This window comes from Streptomyces sp. NPDC093252, assembly GCF_040683675.1.
Lineage (GTDB): Bacteria > Actinomycetota > Actinomycetes > Streptomycetales > Streptomycetaceae > Streptomyces.
Genome location: NZ_JBFBEM010000013.1, coordinates 24,271 through 50,963 on the forward strand (window position 1 = coordinate 24,271; position 26,693 = coordinate 50,963).

15 protein-coding genes are annotated in these 26,693 nt (G+C 73.1%); 7 read left to right on the forward strand and 8 right to left on the reverse strand.

Annotated elements, in window-relative coordinates:
• The first annotated feature begins 684 nt into the window (after nt 1–684).
• A complete protein-coding gene (locus AB0O01_RS25840; protein WP_365316928.1) occupies nt 685–5,610 on the forward strand; it encodes an NAD-glutamate dehydrogenase in 4,926 nt (1,641 codons plus the stop codon).
• A gap of 158 nt (nt 5,611–5,768) precedes the next feature.
• Here AB0O01_RS25840 and AB0O01_RS25845 read toward each other — a convergent pair whose 3' ends face one another.
• Together AB0O01_RS25845 and AB0O01_RS25850 are read right to left on the reverse strand one after the other, a co-directional pair.
• On the reverse strand, nt 5,769–6,650 hold the full coding sequence (locus AB0O01_RS25845) for an ABC transporter ATP-binding protein (RefSeq protein WP_365317247.1): 882 nt from the start codon (nt 6,648–6,650) through the stop codon (nt 5,769–5,771).
• Nucleotides 6,651–6,696: 46 nt separating this feature from the next.
• Nucleotides 6,697–7,668 carry an ABC transporter permease gene (locus AB0O01_RS25850; protein ID WP_365316930.1) on the reverse strand — a complete coding sequence of 324 codons (972 nt, stop codon included), beginning with the start codon at nt 7,666–7,668 and terminating at the stop codon, nt 6,697–6,699.
• Between the two features lie 232 nt (nt 7,669–7,900).
• On the opposite strand from AB0O01_RS25850, the gene AB0O01_RS25855 reads away from it, so the two are divergent.
• Nucleotides 7,901–8,551: a TetR/AcrR family transcriptional regulator gene (locus AB0O01_RS25855; RefSeq protein WP_365316932.1), complete on the forward strand. Its 651-nt coding sequence runs from the start codon at nt 7,901–7,903 to the stop codon at nt 8,549–8,551.
• A 176-nt stretch (nt 8,552–8,727) separates the two neighbouring features.
• Here AB0O01_RS25855 and galE read toward each other — a convergent pair whose 3' ends face one another.
• The gene (gene galE, locus AB0O01_RS25860) at nt 8,728–9,708 is read right to left on the reverse strand and encodes a UDP-glucose 4-epimerase GalE (RefSeq protein ID WP_365316934.1); all 981 of its coding nucleotides are present in this window, start codon (nt 9,706–9,708) and stop codon (nt 8,728–8,730) included.
• 230 nt (nt 9,709–9,938) lie between these two features.
• Nucleotides 9,939–10,442, reverse strand: a complete 504-nt coding sequence (locus tag AB0O01_RS25865) for a MarR family transcriptional regulator (RefSeq protein WP_365316936.1) — start codon at nt 10,440–10,442, stop codon at nt 9,939–9,941.
• Between the two features lie 196 nt (nt 10,443–10,638).
• Here AB0O01_RS25865 and AB0O01_RS25870 point away from each other — a divergent pair, with 196 nt between their 5' ends.
• Nucleotides 10,639–11,052 (forward strand): organic hydroperoxide resistance protein, encoded by a 414-nt coding sequence (locus AB0O01_RS25870; RefSeq protein WP_365316938.1) that lies wholly within the window; start codon nt 10,639–10,641, stop codon nt 11,050–11,052.
• 159 nt (nt 11,053–11,211) lie between these two features.
• Here the strand turns inward: AB0O01_RS25870 and AB0O01_RS25875 are convergent, their stop codons facing one another.
• The 3 genes from AB0O01_RS25875 to AB0O01_RS25885 all read right to left on the reverse strand — a co-directional run bounded on the left by AB0O01_RS25875 (nt 11,212) and on the right by AB0O01_RS25885 (nt 19,777).
• Entirely contained in the window at nt 11,212–12,765 is a 1,554-nt protein-coding gene (locus tag AB0O01_RS25875) for a hypothetical protein (RefSeq protein WP_365316939.1), read from the reverse strand.
• A 538-nt stretch (nt 12,766–13,303) separates the two neighbouring features.
• Nucleotides 13,304–15,550 (reverse strand): bifunctional glycosyltransferase family 2 protein/CDP-glycerol:glycerophosphate glycerophosphotransferase, encoded by a 2,247-nt coding sequence (locus AB0O01_RS25880; RefSeq protein ID WP_365316941.1) that lies wholly within the window; start codon nt 15,548–15,550, stop codon nt 13,304–13,306.
• A gap of 570 nt (nt 15,551–16,120) precedes the next feature.
• Entirely contained in the window at nt 16,121–19,777 is a 3,657-nt protein-coding gene (locus tag AB0O01_RS25885; protein ID WP_365317248.1) for an FHA domain-containing protein, read from the reverse strand.
• An 801-nt stretch (nt 19,778–20,578) separates the two neighbouring features.
• On the opposite strand from AB0O01_RS25885, the gene AB0O01_RS25890 reads away from it, so the two are divergent.
• From AB0O01_RS25890 to AB0O01_RS25905, 4 genes are all read left to right on the forward strand, one after another.
• Nucleotides 20,579–22,315, forward strand: coding sequence for a protein kinase (locus AB0O01_RS25890; protein WP_365316943.1), 1,737 nt, complete (start codon nt 20,579–20,581; stop codon nt 22,313–22,315).
• A 294-nt stretch (nt 22,316–22,609) separates the two neighbouring features.
• The gene (locus AB0O01_RS25895) at nt 22,610–23,857 is read left to right on the forward strand and encodes a serine/threonine-protein kinase (protein WP_365316944.1); all 1,248 of its coding nucleotides are present in this window, start codon (nt 22,610–22,612) and stop codon (nt 23,855–23,857) included.
• 272 nt (nt 23,858–24,129) lie between these two features.
• Entirely contained in the window at nt 24,130–25,236 is a 1,107-nt protein-coding gene (gene prfB, locus AB0O01_RS25900; RefSeq protein WP_365316946.1) for a peptide chain release factor 2, read from the forward strand.
• A 346-nt stretch (nt 25,237–25,582) separates the two neighbouring features.
• Nucleotides 25,583–26,194: a hypothetical protein gene (locus AB0O01_RS25905; RefSeq protein WP_365316947.1), complete on the forward strand. Its 612-nt coding sequence runs from the start codon at nt 25,583–25,585 to the stop codon at nt 26,192–26,194.
• 186 nt (nt 26,195–26,380) lie between these two features.
• On the opposite strand, the gene AB0O01_RS25910 is transcribed toward AB0O01_RS25905, so the two are convergent.
• A complete protein-coding gene (locus AB0O01_RS25910) occupies nt 26,381–26,572 on the reverse strand; it encodes a hypothetical protein (RefSeq protein WP_365316949.1) in 192 nt (63 codons plus the stop codon).
• Nucleotides 26,573–26,693 lie beyond the last annotated feature (121 nt).

Genomic DNA, 26,693 nt, shown 5'->3' on the forward strand with positions numbered 1-26,693 from the left:
GTCCTGCCGAGAACGTGCCGTGTGCCGGGGGCCTTGCCAAGGGGACGCGCCGATTTCCGGGCAGGGGCGGAGGCGGCGGTGGTGCTCCCGGCGTGGACGCGGGCGCGGGCAGGGGCGGAGACGCTGCCGTCCGCCCCGTCCGCCCAACCTTCCTACGCCCATCGGGTCAAGATCCACCCCGCGCCCCGACCACCCTGCCTACGCCAGTTGCCGTAGCGCGGCCACGCTCACTCGCGGCCGGTGCTCCACATCTGTGCAGAACGTCAAAGTTCTGGGTGTGGTTTTGTACACATACAGCTCATGACGGGGGGCCGGTGGGGAGCGATAGCCTGGGTGGCGTGATCAGCGCGATAGTTCGCGGGGGCGCTCGTGCCTCCGCTCTGCGCCCGGGGCGCACGGACGACATCCGTGGCCGGGCGGCGGTCGCTGGTCCTCCCGGGCGCACCGGAGCGCCCCGTGCCGAGTGGGACCGAACCCGCGGCACAGCACGGAGTGCGGCACGGGCGAGAGCAGTGTCACACCCCTCGGACGCATCGGGAATGGCTGATATCCCCGCGTCCCTCTCCCCTCTCGGCATAGCGTCGGAGCAGACCGGACACCCCGCGTCTCGGCGTGACGCCGCAAGGGAAGAGACCGTATTTCCTTCTACGTCACGCAACGGCGCGCGACAGGAGCCAGAGGACAATGCAGACCAAGCTGGACGAAGCCAAGGCCGAGCTGCTCGATCGGGCCGCCCGGGTAGCTGAGAACAGCCCGGTCGGGGGGCACCTACCGACTGGGACGACGGAGAACGGCACCCCTGACCGGGACGCCGTGCTCGCGTTCCTCCAGCGCTACTACTTGCACACCGCACCGGAGGATCTGGCCGACCGTGACCCGGTCGATGTCTTCGGCGCCGCCTACTCCCACTGCCGGCTGGCCGAAAACCGTCCGCAGGGCACGGCCAGTGTGCGGGTCCACACCCCGACCGTCGAGGAGAACGGGTGGACGTGCAGCCACTCGGTCGTGGAGGTCGTCACCGACGACATGCCCTTCCTCGTCGACTCGGTCACCAATGAGCTGACCCGGCAGGGCCGCGGCATCCATGTGGTGATCCACCCGCAGATCGTGGTGCGGCGCGATGTCACGGGCAAGCTGATCGAGGTGCTGACCGGCCCGCCCACCGGCGATCTCCCGCATGACGCGCACATCGAGTCGTGGATCCATGTGGAGACGGACCGGGAGACCGACCGCGCCGACCTCAAGCAGATCACCACGGACCTGCTGCGGGTGCTCTCCGACGTCCGCGAGGCCGTCGAGGACTGGGGCAAGATGCGCGACGCCGCCGTGCGGCTCGCCGAGGAGCTGCCCGCCGAGCCCGCCCCCGCCGACCTCAGCGCGGACGAGACCGAGGAGGCCCGCGAGCTGCTGCGCTGGCTCGCCGCCGACCACTTCACCTTCCTCGGCTACCGCGAGTACCAGCTCCGCGAGGACGACTCGCTGGCCGCCGTCCCCGGCACCGGCCTCGGCATCCTGCGCTCCGACCCGCACCACGCCGCCGACGAGGCGCACCCGGTCAGCCCGTCCTTCGAACGGCTGCCCGCCGACGCCCGCGCCAAGGCCCGCGAGCACCGGCTGCTCGTGCTCACCAAGGCCAACAGCCGGGCCACCGTCCACCGGCCGTCCTACCTCGACTACATCGGCGTCAAGAAGTTCGACAAGGACGGCAATGTCGTTGGCGAGCGCCGGTTCCTCGGGCTGTTCTCGTCCGCCGCGTACACCGAGTCCGTGCGGCGGGTGCCGGTGATCCGGCGCAAGGTCGAGGAGGTCCTCAAGCGGGCCGGGTTCTCGCCCAACAGCCACGACGGGCGCGATCTGCTCCAGATCATGGAGACCTACCCGCGCGACGAGCTGTTCCAGACCCCGGTGGACGAACTCCAGTCCATCGTGACCTCGGTGCTCTACCTCCAGGAGCGCCGCCGGCTGCGGCTCTACCTGCGCCAGGACGAGTACGGGCGCTACTACTCGGCCCTCGTCTACCTCCCGCGCGACCGCTACACCACCGGCGTCCGGCTGCGGATCATCGACATCCTCAAGGAGGAGCTGAACGGCACCAGCGTCGACTTCACCGCCTGGAACACCGAGTCGATCCTGTCCCGGCTGCACTTCGTGGTCCGGGTCCCGCAGGGCACCGAGCTGCCGGAGCTGTCCTACAGCGACCGCGAGCGGATCGAGGCCCGGCTGGTGGAGGCCGCCCGCTCCTGGGCGGACAGCTTCGCCGAGGCGCTGAACGCCGAGGTCGGCGAGGAGCGCGCCGCCGAACTGCTGCGCCGGTACGGCAACTCCATCCCCGAGGGCTACAAGGCCGATCACACCCCGCGCGCGGCGGTTGCCGACCTGGTCAACGTGGAGCGGCTCACCGAGGACCGCAACTTCGCCCTCAGCCTCTACGAGCCGGTGGGCGCCGCCCCCGACGAGCGCCGCTTCAAGATCTACCGCAGGGGCGACGCGATCTCCCTGTCCGCGGTGCTGCCGGTGCTCAACCGCCTCGGCGTCGAGGTCGTCGACGAACGGCCCTACGAACTGCGCTGCTCCGACCGCTCCGTCGCTTGGATCTACGACTTCGGGCTGCGGCTGCCCCGGCGCAAGAGCGGCGACTTCCTCGGTGACGACGCCCGCGAGCGGATCCAGGAGGCGTTCTCCGCGACCTGGACCGGCAAGGCCGAGAACGACGGCTTCAACGCGCTGGTGCTGAGCGCCGGGCTGAGCTGGCGGCAGGCGATGGTGCTGCGGGCGTACGCCAAGTATCTGCGGCAGGCCGGGTCCACCTTCAGCCAGGACTACATGGAGGACACCCTCCGCAACAACGTCCACACCACCCGGCTGCTCGTCTCCCTGTTCGAGGCGCGGATGTCGCCGGACCGCCAGCGCGCCGGGCACGAGATCGTGGACGCCCTGCTGGAGGAGCTGGACGCGGCGCTCGACCAGGTCGCCAGCCTCGACGAGGACCGCATCCTGCGGGCCTTCCTCACCGTCATCAAGGCCACCCTGCGCACCAACTTCTTCCAGGAGGCCATCGGCGGACACCCGCACGACTACGTCTCCATGAAGCTCGACCCGCAGGCCATCCCCGACCTGCCCGAACCCCGCCCGGCGTACGAGATCTGGGTGTACTCGCCGCGGGTCGAGGGCGTGCATCTGCGGTTCGGCAAGGTCGCGCGCGGCGGGCTGCGCTGGTCGGACCGGCGCGAGGACTTCCGCACCGAGATCCTCGGCCTGGTCAAGGCGCAGATGGTGAAGAACACGGTCATCGTGCCGGTCGGCGCCAAGGGCGGCTTCGTCGCCAAGCAGCTCCCCGACCCGTCCGCCGACCGGGACGCCTGGCTGGCCGAGGGCGTCGCCAGCTACAGGACGTTCATCTCGGCGCTCCTCGACATCACCGACAACATGGTCGCCGGAGAGGTCGTCCCGCCCGCCGACGTCGTCCGGCACGACGAGGACGACACCTACCTCGTGGTCGCCGCCGACAAGGGCACCGCCACCTTCTCCGACATCGCCAACGAGGTCGCCGGAAGCTACAACTTCTGGCTCGGGGACGCCTTCGCCTCCGGCGGCAGCGCCGGCTACGACCACAAGGGCATGGGCATCACCGCGCGCGGCGCCTGGGAGTCCGTCAAGCGGCACTTCCGGGAGCTGGACCTCGACACCCAGAGCGAGGACTTCACCGTCGTCGGCATCGGCGACATGTCCGGTGACGTGTTCGGCAACGGCATGCTGCTCAGCGAGCACATCCGCCTCGTCGCCGCCTTCGACCACCGGCACATCTTCATCGACCCGCACCCCGATGCCGAGACCTCCTACGCCGAGCGCCGCCGCCTGTTCGAGCTGCCCCGTTCGAGCTGGGCGGACTACGACACCGAGCTGCTCTCGCCCGGCGGCGGCATCTTCCCCCGCTCCGCCAAGGCCATCCCGATCAACGCGCACATCCGCGAGGCCCTCGGCATCGAGGAGAAGATCGTCAAGGTCACCCCGGCCGATCTGATGCGCGCCATCCTCCAGGCCCCGGTCGACCTGCTGTGGAACGGCGGCATCGGTACGTACGTCAAGGCGGCCACCGAGTCGAACGCGGACGCGGGCGACAAGGCCAACGACGCCATCCGGGTCGACGGCGAGCAACTGCGGGTCAAGGTGGTCGGCGAGGGCGGCAACCTGGGCCTGACCCAGCTCGGCCGGATCGAGTTCGCCCGCGGCGGCGGCCGGATCAACACCGACGCCATCGACAACAGCGCGGGCGTGGACACCTCCGACCACGAGGTGAACATCAAGATCCTGCTCAACAGCCTGGTCACCGACGGGGACATGACCGTCAAGCAGCGCAACAAGCTGCTCGCCCAGATGACCGACGAGGTCGGCCGGCTGGTGCTGCGCAACAACTACGCGCAGAACACCGCCATCGCCAACGCCCTCGCCCAGTCCAAGGACATGCTCAACGCCCAGCAGCGCTTCATCCGCCATCTGGTGCGCGAGGGGCATCTCGACCGGGCGCTGGAGTTCCTGCCCACCGACCGCCAGATCCGTGAGCGCCTCACCGCCGGACAGGGCCTGACCAGCCCGGAGACGGCCGTACTGCTCGCGTACACCAAGATCACGGTCGCCGAGGAACTGCTGCACACCTCACTGCCCGACGACCCCTACCTCACCGGTCTGCTCTACGCGTACTTCCCGTCCGCGCTGCGCGAGAAGTTCCCCGAGCACATCGACAACCACCCGCTGCGCCGCGAGATCACCACGACCGTGCTGGTCAACGACACGGTCAACACCGGCGGTACGACCTATCTGCACCGGCTGCGCGAGGAGACCGGGGCCTCCCTGGAGGAGATCGTCCGGGCGCAGACCGCCGCGCGCGCGATCTTCCGCTCGGCCCCGGTGTGGGACGCGGTGGAGGAACTCGACAACCGGGTCGCCGCCGATGTCCAGACCCGTATCCGGCTGCACTCGCGCCGCCTCGTCGAGCGCGGCACCCGCTGGCTGCTCAACAACCGGCCGCAGCCGCTGGAGCTGGCCGAGACGGTCGAGTTCTTCGCCGAGCGGGTCGAACAGGTCTGGCAGCAGCTCCCCAAGCTGATGCGCGGCGCGGACCTGGAGTGGTGGCAGCAGATCCACGACGAGCTGACCGGCGCCGGAGTCCCCGGTGAGCTGGCCACCCGGGTCGCCGGATTCTCCTCCGCCTTCCCGGCGCTGGACATCGTGTCCGTCGCCGACCGCACGGGCAAGGACCCGCTGGCCGTCGCCGAGGTGTACTACGACCTCGCCGACCGGCTCCGCATCACCCGCCTCATGGACCGCATCATCGAACTGCCCCGCGCGGACCGCTGGCAGTCCATGGCCCGCGCCGCGATCCGCGAGGACCTCTACGCGGCGCACGCGGCCGTCACCGCGGACGTCCTCGCGGTCGGCAACGGGTCGTCGACGCCGGAGCAGCGGTTCGAGCTCTGGGAGCAGAAGAATCTGGCGATCCTGGGGCGGGCGCGGACGACACTGGAGGAGATCCAGTCGTCCGACACGTTCGACCTGGCGAATCTGTCGGTGGCGATGCGCACGATGAGGACGTTGCTGCGGACGCATTCGTGAGGTTGTCGCGGACACGCATGCGTAGGGGTGCGTCTTAGGGGTGCGTCGTAGGGCTGTTGTGATGGCGCCCCGGGCCGGTTGGCTCGGGGCGCTGTCGTGTGTGCGGGTGCGGGTGGTGATGAGTGGGTGTGGGTGTGGGTGTGGGCGGGCGCCTTGGGTCAGGAGGGCTGGGGGAGCTTGGGCTTGGCCTTGGGCTTGGGTTTGGGCTTCGCGGGGGGTGTCTTGTCGCCGGTGAAGGACTCGTACTCCTTCATCACCTCGTCCGTCGGGCCGTCCAGGCGCAGTTCGCCGCGCTCCAGCCACAGCACGCGTTCGCAGGTGTCGCGGATGGACCGGTTGTTGTGGCTGACCAGGAACACCGTGCCCGCGTGCCGGCGCAGTTCGCGGATCCGGGCCTCGGAGCGCTTCTGGAAGGAGCGGTCGCCGGTGGCGAGGGCCTCGTCGATGAGCAGTACGTCGTGGTCCTTGGCGGCGGCGATGGAGAACCGCAGGCGGGCGGCCATGCCCGAGGAGTACGTCCGCATCGGCAGGGTGATGAAGTCGCCCTTCTCGTTGATGCCGGAGAAATCGACGATCTCCTCGTAGCGCTCCTTGATCTGCTCGCGGGACATGCCCATGGCGAGGCCGCCGAGGTGGACATTGCGCTCGCCGGTGAGATCGTTCATCAGGGCGGCGGAGACGCCGAGCAGGGAGGGCTGGCCGTTGGTGTAGATCCGGCCGCTCTCGACGGGGAGCAGTCCGGCGACCGCCTTGAGCAGCGTGGACTTGCCGGAGCCGTTGGTTCCGATCAGGCCGATCGCCTCGCCCCGGTAGGCGACGAAGGAGACCCCGCGCACCGCGTGCACGGTCCGTACGCCGGCCGCCTTCTCCGTCTTCTTGCGGCGCAGCATCCGGTTGAGGGCGGCGGTCGCGGAACCGCGGCCCGCGCCGGTGCCATTGACGCGGTAGACGATGTCTACGGTGTCGGCGACAACGGTGGGGATGCCGGGGGCGGGGTCACCGTCGGCGGGAGCGTTGGTCTGTTCGGTGATGTCGTTGATTCCGGTCACTCCGGCAACTCCGTTAACTCCGGCGAGTTCAGCGTGTTCAGCCACGGCCGTAGGTCTCCTCAGCCTTCCAGAAGTAGATGAAGCCGCCGACTCCGGCGAACAGCGCCCAGCCCGTCGCGATGGCCCAGACATGCGGGGGCAACTGGCTCGCGTGGAAGCTGTCGATGAGGGCGAAGCGCATCAGGTCGATGTAGATGGCGGCGGGGTTGGCCTGGAGCGCCGTGCCGACCCAGGACGGCAGGCCGCCGTGCGCGGAGACCAGGTGATCGATGCTCCACATCACCCCGGACACATACATCCAGGTACGGAGCACGAACGGCATCAACTGCGCGATGTCCGGGGTCCTGGCGCCGATCCGGGCCATGATCATCGAGATCCCGGCGTTGAAGGTGAACTGGAGCACCAGCGCCGGGATCGCCAGCACCCAGGACAGGGCCGGCGGCACCCCGAAGGCCAGCAGGATCACCACCAGCGCGGCCATGGAGAACAGCAACTGCTGAAGCTGCTGGAGGCAGAACGAGATCGGCAGCGCGGCCCTCGGGAAGTGCAGTGCGCGGACGAGACCGAGATTGCCGGAGATCGCTCGAGTGCCCGCGAGGATCGAAGTCTGAGTGAATGTCCAGATGAACACGCCGGTGACCAGGAAGGGGATGTAGTCCGGCACACCCCGCTTGGTCTGGAGCAGCACGCCGAAGACGAAGTAGTACACCGCGGCGTTGAGCAGCGGCGTCATGACCTGCCAGACCTGGCCCAGCTTCGCCTGGCTGTACTGGGCGGTGAGCTTGGCGGTGGAGAACGCCCCGATGAAGTGACGCCGGGCCCACAGCCCCCGGATGTACTCGGGGAGGGTCGGGCGGGCGCCGCTGACGGTGAGGCCATGGCGTACGGCGAGCGCCGCGAGGTCGGTTCCGGCGCGGTCGGCTTCGGCGGGGGTCGCGCCGACGGCGGCGGGGGCGGCCGGGGAGGCGGCCGGTGCCGTCGGGGGCGGTGTGTCGAGAACCTGGCTCACATCCGCTGCTTTCGCTCGGGTGGGGGTGAGGGGGGAGGGGGAAAGGTGAGTGGGGGTTGAGGTGGGGGTGGGGTGGGCGACGGCTTCGGTCCGCTGCGCGCCTCTTCTTACCTCTTACGCGCCTTTTCACGTCCTCTTACGTCGGGACGGGACCGTATCGTCGTAACGCGAGCGTAGGCCCAATCGGCGTCGGGACGCAACCGTTCCGTCGTCACGGCCTATGCTGGTCGGCATGACCAGCGATGCCGATGGACCGCTCTCCGGGCCCCCTGCGCGGCCCTCCGCGCGCCCGCGTCGACGGGCCCCGGCGGGGGCGGCGGTGCTGCGCGAGGACGTGACCGAGGCGATCAGGGCCGCGGTGTTCGCGGAACTCGCCGCCGTCGGCTACGCGCGGATGTCCATCGAGGGCATCGCCCGACGGGCTGGGGTCGGCAAGACGGCGGTGTACCGGCGGTGGCGGTCCAAACTGCACCTGGTGCTGGACATCGTCTCCGCGCTCGCCGTACAGGGGCTGCCCGCGCCCGACACCGGCTCCCTGGAGAGCGATCTGCGCCTGCTGTACGAGGTCGTGTCCCGTGCGCTGCGTCATCCGATCGCGTCCCAGATCATTCCCGACCTCCAGGCGGAGGCCGCGCGCAATCCCGAGATCGCGGCGGCGATGCAGAAGGCGCTGCGGGAGGGCCAGGAGGGCGTGGCCAGCACGATCGTCGCCGCGGCGGCGGAGCGGGGGGAGGTGCGGGCCGGGTACGACAAGGAGGTCGCGCTCGATCTGATCTCCGGGCCGCTGTACTGGCGGTCGGTGGTGATCCGGAGCGATCGGCTGCCGAAGGACTACCTGGGGGCGCTGGCTCGGGCCACGGCGGGGGCGCTCAAGGCGTTGTAGGCGGAGGCAGGTGGGGGCCGGTGCAGGGATGTGGAGGCATGCGGAGGGGCGGTCTGCTGGGCGTTTGATCGGTTGATCGTTCCGATCAGGCGTCTGATCGTGAGTCGGGTCGCGTATCTGACCGTGAGCCTGAACATCAGGTCATCTGATCGTGAGCCTGATCGCGTGTCCGTTCGTCAGTCCCGGGCCGCCGACGGGAAGCGGCGCAGCCATCCGTCCCAGGCCGACGCGATCATGTCGTGGACGTCGTGCTTGGCCTTCCAGCCCAGTTCGCCGGTGATGCGGTCGGCGGAGGCGACCACGCGGGCCGGGTCGCCGGGGCGGCGCGGGGTGACCGTGGGGGCGCGGTGGTGACCGGTGATCGCATTGATGCGGTCGATCATCTCGCGGACCGAAACGCCCTCGCCGCGTCCGATGTTGAGCGTGAGGTCGCGTCCGGGGGAGGCGGCCAGCGCGCGGGCGGCGACCACATGTGCCTCGGCCAGGTCGACCACATGGATGTAGTCCCGTACACAGGTGCCGTCGGGGGTCGGGTAGTCGTCGCCGAAGATCCGCGGGGGAGCGTCCTCGGTGAGCTTCTCGAAGACCATGGGGATGAGGTTGAAGACGCCGAGGTCGGCGAGGTCGGGGCGGGCCGCGCCGGCCACGTTGAAGTAGCGCAGGGAGGCGGTGGCCAGGCCGGTCGCCCGGCCCGTCGCCCGGACCAGCCACTCGCCCGCGAGCTTGGTCTCGCCGTAGGGGGACAGCGGCGCGCAGGGGGTTTCCTCGGTGACGAGATCGACCTCCGGCATGCCGTAGACGGCCGCGGAGGAGGAGAACACGAAGGAGGTGATCCCGGCCGCGGTGACCGCCTCCAGCAGGACGCGCAGCCCCTCGATGTTCTCCCGGTAGTAGTGCAGCGGCATGTCGACCGACTCGCCGACCTGTTTCTTCGCCGCCAGATGGATCACACCGGTGATCCCGTGCCCCGCGAGCACCTTGCTCAGCCGCACCCCGTCCAGGACCGTACCGACCTCCAGGAGGACCCCCTCCGGCACCCGCTCGGCGATGCCGGTGGACAGGTCGTCGTACACCACCGCGCGTTCGCCCGCGTCGGTCAGCGCGCGTACCACGTGCGCCCCGATGTAGCCGGCTCCTCCGGTGATCAGCCAGGTCATGTGCCGCCAGTCCCCTCGTCGGTCGGTCCCGTCCCACAGTCAAGCAGGCTGCGGACCGCAGCGCGCCGGGGACGTGGCGTGAAGGCGACGGGCGGGGGGCGGGACGGGGCCGGTGGGGACGGGGGTGGGGAGAGGAGGGGGAGGAGCAGGGGGGAGGAGGTGGGAGGTGGGGTGGCGCGGCTCGGTGGATCGGTCCGGGGGATCGGTCCCGTGGATCGGTCCGGTGGCCGTCAGTCCGCGAGGGCCGCGTCCAGGCGGGACGTCAGGTCGTCGACCCTCGCCTTGAGGTCGCGGATCTCGTCGATGTCGCAGCCGGTGGCCGTGGCGATCCGGCGCGGGACGTCCAGCGCGCGTGCGCGCAGGGCCCGGCCTTCGTCGGTCAGCCGGATCTCGACCGAGCGCTCGTCCTGGGTGCTGCGCTCGCGGCGGACGAGACCGGCCGCCTCCAGCCGCTTGAGCAGGGGCGAGAGCGTGCCGGAGTCGAGGCGCAGATGTTCGCCGAGCTGTTTGACGGGGAGTTCGCCGTGCTCCCAGAGGACCAGCAGCACCAGGTACTGGGGGTAGGTCAGTCCGAGATCCTTGAGGATCACGCGGTAGAGGCCGTTGAACGCGCGCGAGGCGGCGTGCAGGGAGAAGCAGATCTGGCGGTCCAGGAGCAGCAGGTCGTTGTCCGCGCCGCTGCTGGGGGGCGTGGTGGCCGGTGCGGGCGTGGCGGGGGTCCGGGGCGGGGTCATGTGCCCAGCATACCTCTCGTCCATCACTTAGTTGCGAGCAATTGAGTTGTGTGCTTCAGTTGTCTCTGTCAGGGACCGGAAACGGTCACCGGACGCAGGTCGCCGAAGCGAACACCGCATTCGGTACCGCACACGTCGTGCGGAAATCGTGCAGCCGCACGTGCCACGTGCAGACTCCGAGAGGGATGGTTCACCCATGGACGCGCTCTACACCGCCGTCGCCACCGCCACCCACGGCCGCGAGGGCCGTGCCGTCAGCTCCGACGGCAAGGTCGATGTCAAGCTGGCCCCGCCCGTCGAGCTGGGCGGCAACGGCGAGGGCACCAACCCCGAGCAGCTCTTCGCCGCCGGTTACGCCGCCTGTTTCGGCAGCGCGCTCGGTGTGGTGGGCCGCCGGGCCAAGGTCGACGTCAGCGAGGCCGCCGTCACCGCCGAGGTCGGCATCGGCAAGCAGGGCGAGGGCTTCGCCCTCAAGGTGACCCTGCGCATCGAACTGCCCGACTCCGTGGACGAGGCCACCGGCCGCAAGCTCGTCGAGACCGCCCACCAGGTCTGCCCCTACTCCAACGCCACCCGCGGCAACATCCCGGTCGAGCTGGTCATCGAGTAGTCGGTCTGGGGGGAAGGGCGAGAGGGCGATTGATCGTTCCCTGCGGGTTCGTGCAGTTCGAACGGACTTCCACGGAACGATCAAACCCCGTGATCAAACCTCGCGTGATCAAACCCCGCGATCGAAACCCGCCCATCCACGACCCCGCCCACCCGCGCCTCACCCCACCCGCGCCAGCACCTCCCCCGTCCGTTCGCTCCATGTCACCACCACCGCGCCCGCCGGCAGCGTCCGCCGGCGGGTCAGCAGGATCCAGCGGACGCCGTACCGCCGGACGACAGCGGCGCGCTCTGCGGCGGTGGAGCCGGGGGAGAGGTACGTACGGACATCCGCCAGCCGATCGTTGCGCGCGGACTCGTCCAGAGCGGGGTCCGCGACGGCCGGGGCGACCGTGTTCACCCCGTACCCGGCCAGCCCGTGCACGGTGTCCCGGCCCTCGGCGAGCACCACATCACCCCGCTCGACGTACCGCGCCGCCCACGCGTACGACCCCCCGCTCGGTGAACGATCGGAAGTGATCCGATCGAACGATCCCGGCAGCACCGCCGCGCCCTGTACCCCGAGCAGCCCCGCGCACGCCCCGCCCGCCGCCACCGCTCCCAGCCCGCGCCGCCAGGCCGGCCAGGGCCGTGGCGCGGCCAGTTCCACCGCGAGCGCACACTGCGGCGGCACGAGGGCCAGCGCGAGCAGCGCACCGTCCACCGAACCGCCGCCCAGCAGCCCGTAGGCCACCACCGTCAGCCCCGGTACCGCCATCAGAACCAGTGGGTCCCGCCAGGAGCCGCGCCGCGCCCGCAGCCACAGCGCCGGGATCCCCACCAGCAGTGCTGCCCAGCAGGCGCCGATCAGGGACCCCGTCGAGGGGGACAGGACAGAACGATCACCGGTCGCATGAGCGAAACCGGCGGTGAACACGTCGTAGTACGGCCAGCCCCACAGCACCGCCGCCATGGTCGCGGCGGCCCAGCCCCAGCGCGGGAGCGCGCGGAGGCGACCGCACCCGATCAGGGCGACCGCCCCGGCACCGGCCCCGGCGCCCACCAAGGGGTCGATCAGTGTGATCAGCCCGTACAGCACACCCAGGGCCGCGTATCCGAGAGGGCTCGGCAGACCGGTGGGGCCGACGAAGCGCACCCTGCCCGCGTCCCGGGCCCGTGTGCCCGTCAGCGCCCATGCCCACAGCGTCAGTCCGAGCGCGCACACCGACGGGTCCCCGAGACCGGCGGTGAGCGGCAGCAGGGCGAGCGACACGCCGGCCGGCGCCGGTTCGGTGCCCCACAGCAGCGTCAGCGCGGCGAGCGCCAGGACCGGTGCCCAGGGGCGGGGCGTCAGCATCCGGACGAAACGGCCGACGCCGGTCAGCAGCACGGCCAGATTGACCGGCCCGGCCAGCCGTACCGCCTCCCAGCCGCCCAGGCCGGTCACCTGCGCGAAAGCGCCCTGCACGACGGTGTAGGGGGTGTAGGCGGGGCTGCCGTCGCCCGGCAGCGCGGCCACGGGATGGCGGGGGTCCGTCAGATCCGCCGCGAGGCGTTCGACGACCGCCGCGTCCAGCCCGGCGTCACAGCACAGCGGGACCCGCCAGGACGCCAGCGACACCACGAGCCAGCACAGCAGCCCCAGGGCCAGGTACGGCGTCGGGCGCCACCGGCGTCCGCCGCGCAGGGCGCTCGCGCCCCGTACGGAACGCTCGGCCAGGACGGGGGCGTTCACCGGACGGCCGGGGGGATTGGGAGCGACGGAGGCTGGGGCACTGGCCGTACCTTCCCGCCGGACCCGACCCGCTGACCCCCTGTCACCGCAACGGACGAACTCGTTTGCCGGGACCGCCGCCCGCGCGCGTACCGGTGTCCGGGCCGCCCGGCGGGTCCGCGCGACGCCGCCCGGGGCGACCGGCGGGCCGCCACGTGGACGGCCGGCTCGGAGTGGGCCGCGAGGTGCTCACGCGCCCTCCCGGGGTACGGGGGGCGGCTCCACAGGGGCAGGACAGGGGGGTGGTGGTGCGGGGGGCGTCGAGATGCTCAAACGGTGCTCCCGGAGGGCGAGGGGGAGAGTGAGGGCAGGGGGTGAGGCGGGGGCGCCGGACCAAGAGGTGAGGCGGGGGCGCCGGACCCGGGGCGCCGGACCTGGGGCGTTGGGTGTGGAGCGTGGGGTGTGGAGCGTGGGGCCTGGGGTCGTTTCCGTTTTCGTCAGGTCAGCACTTGGTGCGTCGGACTTGGGGCACGGGACATGGGGCCTGGCGCGGGGGCGGTCAGTGGTGGTCGTTGGCGGCGCCCGGCGGGGCCGTGCGGGTGCCCTTGGTGTGGTCCACGGTGGCCTGCGGGGGCCGGACCAGGGAGGCCGCCGCGGGCACAGGATGCCGGTCCTGCGGGGGCACCACCACCGGCCACCCCGCCGTCTCGCCCGTCTGCCCCAGCACCACATGCCGGACGACCCGTTCGGCGGCGCGTCCGTCGTCATGGGGGCAGAAACGTGCACGGAACGCCGCCCGCACCTGAGCGGAGCGGGAGCCGCACCAGTGACCGGAGGCGAAGATGTCGATCAGTCCGTCCTCGTCCCGAGCGATGGCGCCCGGCGGGCAGGCGCGCGGATCGAGGTAGGTGCCCCGGGCCGCGTCGTAGGCGGCCCAGTCGTCCATGTGCAGCACGATCGGTCGATCGAGTCCGGCGTAGTCGAACATCAGGGGCGCGTAGTCGGTGATCAGCGCGTCGGAGGCCAGACACAGGGACCTGATGTTCGCATGATCACCGACATCGATCAGCCGCTCGATCGACCGCTCGATCGACCGCTCGGGGAGTCGGTCGCCGGGGCGGGTGTGCGGGGTGCGGGCCAGGAGGACGAAGCGCGGGCCGAGGCGGCGCAGGACGCGTTCCAGGTCCAGGCGGGCGGGCTGGGTGCGGCGGTAGTCGCGGTGCGCGGGCACGTACAGCAGGGCCACCGCGCCCGCGGGGACGCCGAGCGACTCGCGCAGCCGCGCCACGTCCGCCGAGGTCGCCCGCTGGAAGACGTCGTTGCCGGGGCGTCCGTACTCCAGGGTCCGGTAGCGGCCGGGGAGGACCCGCTCGCAGGTGAGCGTCGTGTGGCGGTTCCCGGACAGGACGTAGTCCCACTGGTCGACCGCGCGGAGCAGCCGGCCGAGGTCCGTGCCGGGGGCCGCCGCCGGGCGGTCCAGCAGATCCAGGCCCAGATGCCCGAGCGGGGTGCCCCGGCCGGTCTGCACCACGATCTGACCTGATCGTTTGATCAAACGGTGATCGAGATCGGTATCGGTGATCAGATACTTCGAGCGGGCCAGCGCGCTCCAGTAGGCGGCCGTGTCCGGGACGAGCCGCCGCGGGCCCGGGGGCACGGTGTGCTGCTGCTCCGGGCGGGCGATCCAGGCGGTGCGCAGGTGCGGGGCCAGCGCGCGGAACGCCGCCTCCAGTACCCCCGGACCGCTGCCGTGCCCCGCCCGAGCCGTGAACACCGCCCGGTCCTCGCGCAGCGGCAGCCGCCGCTGGAGGCCGTAGTGCAACCGCAGGGCGCCGGTGCGCAGGGCGCGGGACAGCCGGGCGGTGAGGCGCGCGGTGCGGCGGGCGCCGGTGGTGATCAGGCGCAGGGCGCGCAGGGTGCGGTGCATCCCGAGGCGGAGCGGGGTGTGCCGCAGGGCGGCCCTGACGCCGGTGGCGCGGTGGCGGCGGCAGCAGTCACGGGTGCGGCGCAGGAAGTCTGCGTGCGCGCGGCGCGGCAGCCGGGCGGACCGTGCCGCGAGGTGATCGAGCATGCGGCGGTACAGCACCGGGTGCCAGGTGGCGGCGAGTCCGGGGCGTTGTTCGAGGAGGGCGAAGATTTGATCGTACTGATCGAAGATGTTCGTTTCGTCGGGCGACGCTGTGCCGTGCGGTCGTCGTTCGTGGACGCAGATCTGATCGAGGGTGGCGAGCTGCTCGGCGGCGAGGAGCGTGCCGTACGACCAGACGTACGGCTGGTCGGCGGGGAGGTGCGCGGCACGCCGGTCGAGGAACTCGCGGCGGTACGCCCGGCTCCGGGCAGGGGTGGTGAGCAGCCCGGGGCGGTCGGCGGGCGCGAAGGGCACCGGGCCGTGCTCGCCCAGGTCCGGCGGGCTCGGCTCCGGCACCGGTGTGCCCGTCCGGTCGAGGCGGGCGCGCCCGTGGACCAGGAGGTCCGGCTCGCCGGTCTCCTTCAGCCGGTCGGCGATCGTGCGCAGCGCGTGCGGGGTGAGGGTGTCGGTGCCGTCGAGGAAGAGCACATAGTCACCGGTCGCCCGCTCCAGCGCGGCGGCACGCGCCCGACCGGTGTGCTGGGGCAGCCGTACGGCCCTCACGCGCGGGTCGCGGGCCGCGAAGTCGTCGAGGATCTCGCCACAGGCGTCCGGCGAACCGTCGTCGACCCCGATCACCTCGACATCGGCGTACGACTGGGAGAGCACCGACTCCAGGCACTCGTGCAGATACGCCTGAACCTGGTACGCGGGGACGATGACAGTGAACCTGGGCAAGGGGGCATCCATGGGTCGGCACGGGCGTTCTGCCCGGCAACGGCCCCCGGAGCGACCGGGTTACGGGGCGTACGGCAATCGGGGGACAGGGGCGCGCCGTCGCCGACACGCTCCAACGTCCGTCCGGAGAAGGCCACTTCGTCGCCCGGTCGCCGCATCGCCGCATCGCCGCAGCCCTCGCGCCCCGGCCGCCTCTCCTCGGTCCCGGTGTCCCTACCGCTGCATCCCGGTGCCGTTGTCCCGGCCGCCTCACCCCGGTCCCGCTGTCCCGGCCACTGCACCTCGGCCACTGCACCTCGGCCACCGCACCTCGGCCACTGCACCTCGGCCACCGCACCTCGGCCACGGCGGCTCGGTGACTTCACTGCCCCCGCCATCACCTCGGCCATCACCCCCGACGCGAACCGCCCACCCGGATCGCGTTCGCCACGCATCCGCAGCGCCCGCACCAGCCACCGCGAAGCGTCCCACCGGCCCCCAGGGGGTACCACGGGCCGGGGCAGCGGGTCAGGGCCGGGTGCAGGGGCCCGGCAGGAAGCGCGCGGAGCGGCCGTGGCGCGCAGGTGCGCGCTACAGCAGCGACGGCACCTCGGGCGCCGACACCTCCCGCGCCGCCCGCTCCAACGCGCTGGCCAGCAACGCCAGATCGGTGGGCCCGTTGCCCAGCTCCCGGACCGGGCGCCGGGTCGGCGGGTCGCCCGCGCGCTCCCACTCCACCGGCACGACCGTCGGCCGCAGCGTCGCCGTACGCGGGATGCGGCCCGTCACCCGGCCGCCCTGGAACGCCGTACCGCGGCTTTCGCCGCCCAGCAGCCGTCCCCGGCCCGGCGCGGGCTCCTCCGGGCCCTCCAGGGGCGCCTCCAGCTCCACCCGCAGCGCCGCCCGCCGCACCGGCTCCGTGTCCGCCGTACGGCCGCCCGGATGCGCCGCCGACACCAGGTGCACGCCCAGCCGCTCGCCCTCGCGCGCGACCGCCTCCAGCGCGCGCATCACCGACCCCGCCGCCGGACGGCCCGGCGAGCCCAGGGCGGGGGAGACCAGCGCGTCCAGATCGTCCACCACGACCACCAGCCGGGGCAGCGGTGGCGGCGCCTCCGTGCGGCGGCGCGCCGCTGCGGGGCGCAGCCGCAGGGTCGAGCTGGGCGGGGTGTCTATGTCCCCCGAGGGGGACGCTGACGAGGACTCCGGCGCCGATGTCGGCAGGTGGCCGTCGCTCCGGCCCCCGGGGCCCGTGTCCCCGTGACCCGCCCCCTGGGGCATCCGCTGCGGCACGATACGGCCCGGCATCCCCGCCCCCGCGTATCCGCTGTGGCCCGCCAGCGCCGCCTGCCCGGCGTGCCAGCCGGTGAAGTCCGTACGGCCCACCAGCTCCGCCCGCCGCTTCAGCTCCGCCGACAGGGACTGGGCGAACTCCCGCATCCGCACCGGGTCGTTGACCGTGAGGTGAGTCGTCACATGGGGCAGCTCGGTACAGACCCGCAGCCCGTCCGCCGGGCCCCCGCCCGTCCCCACGCCGTCCCGCCCGTCTATCAGGATCATGCCCAGCCGGTCGGGCCGCTCGGCCGCCGCGAGCGAGGCCACCACCGCCCGCAGCAGCTCCGTACGGCCGCTGCCGGACGGCCCCTCGATCAGCAGATGGGGGCCCTCGGCCACCAGGTCCACGCCGACCGGCCCCCGCGCGCCCGCGCCCAGCACCGCCCACGCCCGTCCGCCGACCGCCTGACGGTCGTCCGCCGCGTCCGCCCAGCGGGCCATCAGGGACGCCGGGGTGGCCCGCGCCAGCCCCAGTTCGTCCAGCAGCCGGGCCGTCTGCGGCAGCGGGGCCGACATCCGCGTGTGCCGCTCACCGCCCGAGCCCTCCGGACGCAGCGGCGCCAGCGCCCGCGCGAACCGCTCCGCCCAGGCCAAGGACACCGCGTCCACCGCGGCGGACGTGCCCTGCCCCAGCGTCCCGCGCCCCGGCCCGTCCCCCGCCACCCGCAGCAGCCGCAGCGCCGTCGCCACCTCGCCGCCCAGCAGCGCCACCGCCCCGCACTCCCGGAACACCGGGACCGCCGCGCACGCCGCCTCGAACATCTCCGCCGCCGGAGCCGACCCGGTGGCCGCTGCCGTCTCCGCCAGGCACAGCACATGGATCCCGGCCCGCGGGCCCTCCGCGCACAGCCGCGCCAACGCGTCCCGCAGCCCGGAACCGCCGGGATCGCCGTCCACCACGACCACCGTGTACGGCCCCGGAACACCCGTCCCGCCCGCCCCGCCCGTGTCGCCGTCCGGGTCGGCCGCCGCCCAGGAGGGCCGGTGCGTGCCCGTGCCCTCGCGCGCGGGGAGGTCGTAGCGGACCGTGCCGTCGGCGAGTCGTTCCTCCATGCCCCGCAGCAGCTCCTCCAGACGGGCCGCCGCCTGCTCGCGGTCGTAGGCGAGGAGCAGCCGGCAGTCCTGGCCGTGGCGGGGGCGGACCTGGGGGAGCCAGCCGAGCCAGGACCACTCGGCGGTCCGCTCCCGTACCGTCCGTGAACGGTCCGCGCTGATCAGGACGATCTCCAGCCCGTCCGGCGAGTGCAGTGCGGCGAGCTGGGCCAGCACCGCGCGGGCCAGCCCCGCCAGCCGGGGGCGCGGCCCGGCCAGGCCCAGTGCGCCCGCCTCCCGCAGATCGGCGGTCACCGGTACGGCGGGCAGCAGCCCGGAGCCGTCCGGCGCCCGGCGGTCGGCCGTGCCCAGCCGGACCGTCAGCGCCTCCGGGTGGCCCGGCGCGCGCTCCCACAGCCGGGGGCCGGGGCCCAGCGCGGTCAGCAGCAGCGCGGCCGGATCCGGCCAGGTGTCCGGCAGCGGGACGCCTCCGGGGGCGCCGGGAGTGCCGGGGGCGCCGGGCGACGTGGTCTCGGGGACCGTCCCGCGCGCGTGGGGGGCCTCGTCGTCGTAGGGCGTGCTCCCGCCCTGCTCGGGTTCGCCCCGGCCACCGGCCAGCCGCCGCGCCCACGCGGAGAGGCCGCGCCTGCGGGGGCCGGGGGAGGGGGCGGAGGCGGGGGAGTCGGTGCCGCGCGGTGGGGTGTCCCTGCGGGCGGAGGATCCGGCGCCGGTGCCGAGCCCGGCGCCGTGCGTGTCGCCCTCACGCGCCGGGGAGGAGGCCCCCCGGGGGTCCGGAACGCCGCCGGGGCCACGCCGACGCGCCCCGCCGCCGGGCCCATCCGGGCCTCCGGCCCCAGGGGCGTCCCCGTAGCCGCCTTCGCGGCCACCTGCGTAGCCGTCTTCGTAGGCACCCCCGTAGCCGCTTTCGTGCCCGCCCGAGCCGGTGTGGCCCGAAGCTTCCCCGGAGCCCCCGGAGCCCCCGGAGCCCCCGATGAACCCGCCCGGGCGGCTCTCCACCCTCGGTGCCCCGCCCTGCCCCGGCACGATCGGCGGCTCCACGGGCGCGTGCTCCTGGGCGCCCGGCGCCTCCCAGCCGGCCGTGGCATGCGTCACCCGGGCCTCACCGGCACCCGGCACCGGGTCGCCCCCCGGAGGGACGGCACCCGGCCCCGGGGAGCCCCCCGGAGAGGACCCTGAACCCGCCCCCGGCACGGGCGGCGCGACCCGCACATACCCCTCCCCGTCCGGCTCCGTGCGCATCCGCGCTCCCAGCCCCCCGGGCGGCGCGATCCGCAGGGCCGACTCGCCGATCCGCAGCAGCGCGCCCGGCGCGAACCGCACCGCGCGGGGGCCCACCCGGCGGCCGTCCAGGGCCGTGCCGTTGGTGGAACCGAGGTCGGCGACCGCCGCCCGGCCGTCGGCGGCCAGGGTGACCGCGCAGTGCAGCCGGGAGACGTCCGGGTCGTCCAGGGGGACATCGGCGTCGGCGGAGCGGCCGACGGTGACCTGTCCGCCGTGCAGCAGATGGACCCCGCCCGCGTCCGGGCCCGCGATGACGTCCAGCCGGGCCGGGGCGTCGTCCAGTTCGGGATGGGGTTCGGGGTCGGCCGGGGCGCCCACCGACAGCACCGCGCCGTCGACCAGCGGGGGTTCGCCCAGGGTGCAGCGCTGGGTGTCCAGCCGCTCCGCGCCCGAGAAGAGCACCACCGGACCGCGGTCGGCGCCCGCCTCCCCCGCGACCGCCGCCGCCAGGGCCGAGGCCACCGCCGCCAGGGCCGTCCCCGCCGGGGCCGTGACCAGTACGTCGCAGCGCGCGGTGCGGCCACGGGTCTCGGCGGAGGGCGGGCCGAGCGGGTCTACGACGGTCAGCCGGATCTGCATCGCCGCCAGCGGTCCCTTCTGCGCGGGCACCCGCGCGCCGGGAACGGGCCGAACCGCGGTCCCCCACCGCGGACTTCCCCCCACCGCACGAGCGCGTCGGCCAGTACTGACAGGCATCCTCGCACCTGCCACCGACAACGCGCCCGCCGCCCACCGTCAAGTGATCTTGATTGGTCGGCTCTGCCCGCAAAAGTGCCTGTCCAATGCCCGGCACCGGTCCGCTTGAGATTGATTCCCGGTCGATTTCTGCTCGACTCCTGCTCGACTCCCGGCCGATCCCCGATCGAATCGCCCCTTAGCCGCCCCCTCCGCCCGCCCCCTCCGGCCCTCTCCGCCCGCCCCCTCAGCCCGCCCCCTGCGTCCGCATCCGTCACCACTCGCTCGTCCCCTTCCCCGCCCCCTTCCCCCTGACCACCCTCCGACCGACCGACCGGAAATCGATCACACCCCCGCCCGGCAACCAACCGCCCCGCCCGGCGCGTCTTCCCCTCGAACACTCGAACACTCGAAACACCGGTGTGGGACGTCCCACACGCCCCACCCGCCGGGCGCGGCCACAGCGGCAGCGGCCGACAGTCGCCTGACGGACGACCGACAGGCAGCCGCAACGGCCGACAACGGCCGACCGCGACAGCAGCAGCGACAGCGACGGCAGCAGAGGCGGCGGCAGCGGCAACACCCCGGCCACCGGCAGGGCGGCACTACAGTGGGTCGGAACACCCGTAGCACACTCCGCGCGGTGTACGGACCAGGCAGGCAAGCGGCGAGCAGGTGGCCGGCGAGCAACAGGGAGCGCATGACGTGCGGCCGGTAGGCAGCAAGTACCTCCTGGAGGAGCCGCTCGGACGCGGCGCCACAGGCACCGTCTGGCGCGCCCGCCAGCGTGAGACCGCGGGCGCCGAGGCGGCCGTGCCCGGTCAGCCCGGCGAGACCGTCGCCATCAAGGTCCTCAAGGAGGAGCTGGCCGGCGACCCGGACGTGGTGATGCGCTTCCTCAGAGAGCGTTCCGTCCTGCTGCGGCTCACCCACCCGAACATCGTGCGGGTGCGCGACCTGGTGGTCGAGGGCGAGCTGCTGGCCCTGGTCATGGACCTGGTCGACGGCCCCGACCTGCACCGCTACCTGCGCGAGAACGGCCCCCTGACACCGGTGGCCGCGTCCCTGATGACCGCCCAGGTCGCCGACGCCCTCGCCGCCAGCCACACCGACGGCGTCGTCCACCGCGACCTGAAGCCGGCGAACGTCCTGCTGAAGCAGTACCAGGGCGAGATGCACCCGATGCTGACCGACTTCGGCATCGCCCGGCTGGCCGACTCGCCCGGTCTGACCCGCACCCACGAATTCGTGGGCACGCCCGCGTATGTGGCCCCCGAGTCCGCCGAGGGCCGCCCGCAGACCTCCGCCGTCGACATCTACGGCGCCGGGATCCTGCTCTACGAGCTGGTCACCGGCCGTCCGCCGTTCTCCGGCGGCACCGCGCTCGAAGTGCTGCACCAGCATCTGAGCGCCGAGCCGCGCCGCCCGTCCACCGTCCCCGAACCGCTGTGGACGGTCATAGAGCGCTGTCTGCGCAAGAACCCCGACGAACGGCCCAGCGCCGAGAACCTCGCGCGCGGGCTGCGGGTCGTCGCCGACGGCATCGGGGTGCACGCGAACTCCGCGCAGATCTCCGCCGCCGAGGGCGTCGCCGCGCTGCTCGCCCCGGACCCGTCCCCGGCGACCGTGCCCGCCACGCCCGGCGCCGCCGACCCGACCCAGGTGCTCCCGCACGGCGCGCCGGGCGCGTACGACCCGCATGCCGCGACCAGCGTGCTGCCGCACACCGGGGGCCCCTCGGGCGCCGCCGACCCCACCGCCGTCCTGCCCAGCACCGGCGTCGGGCCCGGCCGGGGCGGGGCCGACCCGACGTCCGTGCTGCCCCCGGTGCCGCCGAACCAGCCCGGACAGCCCCCGGGGGGCGACGACCCGCACCCCTGGCAGAACCAGCTCCGGGCCGCCCGCGACCGCAACGAGCAGACCCAGGTCCAGTACCTCGACCCCAGCCAGGACCCGCTGCGCCGCCGCCCCCAGCGGCAGCCGGCCCGCCCCCAGCAGCCGCCCCAGCACCCGCAGCCCCGGCACCAGCAGGCCCCGCCGCCCCCCGGCTACGGCCAGCAGCCGCCCCCGTACCAGCCGCAGTACCAGCCCCAGCAGTACGCGCCCCAGCAGCCGCAGCACCCCCAACCGCCCCAGCAACCCCAGCAGCCGCAGCGGTACGCCCCGCCGCCCCCGCCGCAGCAGACCCGCCCGCAGCGGGAGCCGCGCGAGCCCCGTGAGCCCCGGCGCAGCTCCAACCCGATGCGGATCCCCGGGCTCGGCTGCCTCAAGGGCTGCCTGTTCACGGTCGTCATCCTCTTCGTGGCCGGCTGGCTGATCTGGGAGCTGAGCCCGCTCCAGGACTGGATCGGCACCGGCAAGGGCTACTGGGAGCAGCTCAGCGACCTGGTCGGCACGGTCACCGGCTGGCTCGGCGACCTGGGCGGAGGCGGCTCCGCCTGAGCGCCGGGGACTCGGCGTGAGCACCGGGGCTCGGCGTGAGCGGGAGGCGGGAGACGGGAGGCGGCCCGGAGACACCGCCCGCCCCGCCCGCCCGCACCACCCGCGCATGCGCACACACCCGAGCCCCCCCCGCAGCACACCCGCGTACCCGCACCCGGTACACACTCACCCGCACCCGCCCCCACCTCAGTCGGTCGCTATGTCGACATCCGGTGGGTGATTTCCGCCTCCGCGGTGAAGGTTGGCCCGTCGGACGCGTAGTTTTGGCGACAACACGCGTCTGTAGGAGCAGTCTTGGCACGGAAGATCGGCAGCCGGTACACCGCGAACCAGATCCTGGGGCGGGGCAGCGCCGGCACGGTGTGGCTGGGCGAGGGACCCGAGGGGCCCGTCGCCATCAAGATGCTGCGCGAGGATCTCGCCTCCGACCAGGAGCTGGTCTCCCGCTTCGTCCAGGAGCGCACCGCCCTGCTCGGCCTGGAGCATCCGAACGTGGTGTCGGTGCGGGACCTGGTGGTGGACGGCAACGACCTCGCGCTCGTCATGGACCTGGTCCGCGGCACCGATCTGCGCACCCGGCTGGAGCGGGAGCGGCGGCTCGCCCCCGAGGCGGCCGTCGCGATCGTGGCGGACGTGGCGGAGGGCCTCGCGGCGGCGCACGCGGCCGGGGTCGTCCACCGGGACGTCAAGCCCGAGAACGTCCTGCTGGACATGCAGGGCCCGCTCGGCCCCGGCGGCTCGCACCGCGCGCTGCTGACCGACTTCGGCGTCGCCAAGCTGATCGACACCGCGCGGCGCACCCGCGCCACGAAGATCATCGGTACGCCGGACTATCTCGCCCCCGAGATCGTCGAGGGGCTGCCCCCGCGGGCGGCCGTCGACATCTACGCCCTGGCGACCGTCCTGTACGAGCTGCTGGCGGGCTTCACCCCGTTCGGGGGCGGGCACCCGGGGGCGGTGCTGCGGAGGCACGTCACGGAAACGGTGGTTCCCCTGCCGGGGATCCCAGAGGAGCTGTGGCAGCTCGTCATCCAGTGCCTGGCCAAGGCCCCGGCGTCCCGGCTGCGCGCCTCGGAGCTGGCGGTACGGCTGCGGGAGCAGCTCCCCTCGCTGGCCGGACTGCCGCCGCTGGACGTCGACGAGCCCGAGACCGACGCCGAGGCGGAGGGCGGGGCGCCCGCGGCGGGGGAGCGGGACACGGGCGGGGAGCCGGTCCCGCGGGAGCGGCGCGGGGCGGTGCCCCTGGTGCGCGGCGCCCAGCCGGACTCCAACCGGGACACGCACACGTCGATGAGGGTGCCCGCGCCGGACGAGCTGGCCGGGGGCGCGCACGGGACGGCACGGGTGCCGAGGGCGCCGGGGGCGCCGCGGCCGGGGTCCGCGCGCAACCGGGCCGCCACCCGGCGACGCCGGGTCGCGCTGGGCGCGGGGGCGGTGGTGCTGGCGGCGGCGGTGGGGGTCGGTACGTGGCTGGCGTCGGACGGCGGCGACACGTCCCCGGGCGGCGGCGGCACGGAACACTCGGCCCCACCGACACCCTGACCGCCCCACCGGCCCCTTCCTCGCCCCCACCGCCCCGCACCCGCCCCCCGAAGCCGCCCTCAAGCCACCCCCAACGCCCACCCCCAAGGCTCTTCAGGGGCGCGGGGAACTGCGCACTCCCCCCACCGACCCGCACCCACCCCGCACCCACCCCCAAACCCCCACCCCTCACCCCTCACCCCCTCCACCCCCACCCCCCTCACCCCCAGTAACCAAACAACCCCACCCCCGCCCGACCCAGCACCCCCGGCGGAGCCGTTACGCTGGGGGACGTGGCAGTTGTCGACGTTTCCGAAGAGCTCAAGTCCCTCTCCTCGACCATGGAGTCGATCGAGGCCGTCCTGGACCTCGACAGGCTGAGGGCGGACATCGCCGTGCTTGAGGAGCAGGCGGCAGCGCCGTCCCTCTGGGACAACCCGGACGAGGCGCAGAAGATCACCAGCAAGCTGTCCCACCTCCAGGCCGAGGTCAGGAAGGCGGAGGCGCTGCGCGGGCGGATCGACGATCTCGTGGTGCTGTTCGAGATGGCCGACGAGGAGGACGACCCGGACACCCGTGCCGAGGCCGAGTCGGAGCTGACCGCGGTCCGCAAGGCACTGGACGAGATGGAGGTCCGCACCCTCCTGTCCGGCGAGTACGACTCCCGTGAGGCGCTGGTGAACATCCGCGCGGAGGCCGGCGGCGTCGACGCGGCCGACTTCGCCGAGAAGCTCCAGCGGATGTATCTGCGCTGGGCCGAGCAGCGCGGCTACAAGACGGAGGTCTACGAGACCTCGTACGCGGAGGAGGCCGGCATCAAGTCGACCACCTTCGCCGTGCAGTCGCCGTACGCCTACGGCACGCTCTCCGTCGAGCAGGGCACGCACCGGCTGGTGCGGATCTCGCCCTTCGACAACCAGGGCCGCCGCCAGACCTCCTTCGCGGGCGTCGAGGTGCTCCCGGTCGTGGAGCAGTCGGACCACGTCGAGATCGACGAGAGCGAGCTGCGGATCGACGTCTACCGGTCCTCCGGCCCCGGCGGCCAGGGCGTCAACACCACCGACTCGGCGGTGCGCATCACGCACCTGCCGACCGGCATCGTCGTCTCCTGCCAGAACGAGCGCTCGCAGATCCAGAACAAGGCGTCCGCGATGAACGTGCTCCAGGCGAAGCTCCTCGACCGGCGCCGCCAGGAGGAGCAGGCCAAGATGGACGCCCTCAAGGGTGACGGCGGCAACTCCTGGGGCAACCAGATGCGTTCCTACGTCCTGCACCCGTACCAGATGGTCAAGGATCTGCGCACGGAGTTCGAGGTGGGCAACCCCGAGGCCGTGTTCAACGGGGAGATCGACGGCTTCCTGGAGGCCGGGATTCGCTGGCGCAAGCAGCAGGAGAAGTAGCCCGGCGGTGGACCGGCGCGTGAGGCGACCGGAATCACCGCTTTGTCGACAAGGCAACTGCCCCCCTCCCGGTGGCAGTTGCCTTTCGTTCGCCCCCGATGTCTGGGTTTTACATCACACTCACACGCCACCCCGCCCGGCATTCACGCCGTATCGGGACATCGCGTACGCAACGGCCTTGACGTGGGTTTGAAAAGTGGGAAAGGTGCACGGTGGCATGCGTTTTCCCTGGGGCGCATGTGAACCGGGGGCTTCACCATTTCTCGCGTCACCGCTGTGACCCCCGTTCGATCACCGCCCCGGAGCGCCGCCTCCCTGACGATGAGCTACTGGGGGTAGCAACCACATGACGAAGAAGACACGGATCCGTGTCGCGCGGTTGGCGGCGGGTGCCGTGATCGCCGCCGGTGCGTCGCTGACCGCCGCGGGAGCGGCCTCGGCGGCCGACACCGACGACTGCCTGCTCGGTGTGCTGTGCGCGGCGGACGAGACGACTCCCGCGCCGCCGGACCCCACAGGCTCCCCCGGGATCCCGACGGAGCCCAACCCGACCCCGACCCCGACCGATGTGCCCACCGACCCCACGGAGGAGCCCACCGAGCCGACGGAGGAGCCCACCGAGGAACCGACGGAGGAGCCCACCGAGGAGCCCTCGAACCCGGGCCCCAGCGAGGACCCGGGCGGCGATGACGGCGGCAGCACGGGCGGCACCGGCGGGGTGGGCCCCGACGGCGGTTCCGGCGAGTCGGCGCAGAACGAGGGCACCTCGTCGCTGACCGACACCGGCACCGAGACCCCGGCGAGCACCACCCCGCAGGGCGGTGGCGACGAGCTGGCCGAGACCGGCGCCATGGAGACCACCTTCCTGGTGATCGGCGCCGCCACGATGATCGCCGGCGGTATCGGCTTCCGGGTGCTCCCGCGCCTGATGACCGGCCGGGGCGGCGCGGCGGCCTGACCGCCGTCGCCCGGTCGCCCGCAGTGACAGCGCGGTAACGAGACACGGGAAGGGCCCGGAGCGGCGGCTCCGGGCCCTTCTCTCGTCCGTTCCATACAGTGCTTTCGGTGCCCGGTGCCCCAGTTCCGGAAGCCCCCGGCCCCGGCGTCTTCGGTTCCCCGGCGCGGCAGGCCCCCGGGACGGGAGCTACGCGGTCTGGTGGGCCAGCAGGGCCACGGCGGCGATCAGCACCGCCAGCAGCGCGATCAGGGTGGCCGGATTGAGGCCCGCGAAAAGGTTGTCCTGCCGCAGGCGCTGGCGGCTGGCCCGGCAGACGGGACAGCGGCCCTCGCTCACGGGCGCGGCACAGTTAGCGCACACCAGCCGGTCGTACGTCATGCGCTCGCCCTCCTCACAGCGGTGTTCCACCCCGTTCAACGGTGGTGGGTCCGTGAACGTTCCCCACTCCACTGTGCCAGGTTCCGCCCGGCACTGCGCCCCGACGCCGGGAGCGGGGTGA

Bases quoted from the DNA above. Each gene is read 5' to 3' on its own strand.
- AB0O01_RS25870 (WP_365316938.1), top strand. From the start codon at position 10,639: ATGGACGCGCTCTACACCGCCGTCGCCACCGCCACCCACGGCCGCGAG.
- AB0O01_RS25885 (WP_365317248.1), bottom strand. From the start codon at position 19,777: ATGCAGATCCGGCTGACCGTCGTAGACCCGCTCGGCCCGCCCTCCGCC.
- AB0O01_RS25905 (WP_365316947.1), top strand. From the start codon at position 25,583: ATGACGAAGAAGACACGGATCCGTGTCGCGCGGTTGGCGGCGGGTGCC.
- AB0O01_RS25910 (WP_365316949.1), bottom strand. From the start codon at position 26,572: ATGACGTACGACCGGCTGGTGTGCGCTAACTGTGCCGCGCCCGTGAGC.
- AB0O01_RS25855 (WP_365316932.1), top strand. From the start codon at position 7,901: ATGACCAGCGATGCCGATGGACCGCTCTCCGGGCCCCCTGCGCGGCCC.
- AB0O01_RS25840 (WP_365316928.1), top strand. From the start codon at position 685: ATGCAGACCAAGCTGGACGAAGCCAAGGCCGAGCTGCTCGATCGGGCC.
- AB0O01_RS25865 (WP_365316936.1), bottom strand. From the start codon at position 10,442: ATGACCCCGCCCCGGACCCCCGCCACGCCCGCACCGGCCACCACGCCC.
- galE (WP_365316934.1), bottom strand. From the start codon at position 9,708: ATGACCTGGCTGATCACCGGAGGAGCCGGCTACATCGGGGCGCACGTG.